The sequence below is a fragment of the Paenibacillus sp. J23TS9 genome, from assembly GCF_018403225.1.
Lineage (GTDB): Bacteria > Bacillota > Bacilli > Paenibacillales > Paenibacillaceae > Paenibacillus_AQ.
This window is the reverse complement of the sequence record NZ_BOSG01000026.1, coordinates 1-376: the sequence shown is the minus strand read 5'-3', so window position 1 is coordinate 376 and position 376 is coordinate 1. Positions and strand designations below refer to the sequence as shown.

The 376-nt window shown below is 58.2% G+C and carries 1 rRNA gene; it reads right to left on the bottom strand.

Annotated elements, in window-relative coordinates:
* Positions 1 to 376: ribosomal RNA gene (locus KJS65_RS29550) — 16S ribosomal RNA — on the bottom strand; the annotation flags it as partial.

Here is a 376-nt window from a genome sequence, read left to right as displayed (position 1 = left end):
CAAACTTAAATGGCCGCCTGCGCGCGCTTTACGCCCAATAATTCCGGACAACGCTTGCCCCCTACGTATTACCGCGGCTGCTGGCACGTAGTTAGCCGGGGCTTTCTTCTCAGGTACCGTCACTCCGGTAGCAGTTACTCTACCGGACGTTCTTCCCTGGCAACAGAGCTTTACGATCCGAAAACCTTCATCACTCACGCGGCGTTGCTCCGTCAGACTTTCGTCCATTGCGGAAGATTCCCTACTGCTGCCTCCCGTAGGAGTCTGGGCCGTGTCTCAGTCCCAGTGTGGCCGTTCACCCTCTCAGGTCGGCTACGCATCGTCGCCTTGGTGAGCCGTTACCCCACCAACTAGCTAATGCGCCGCAGGCCCATCT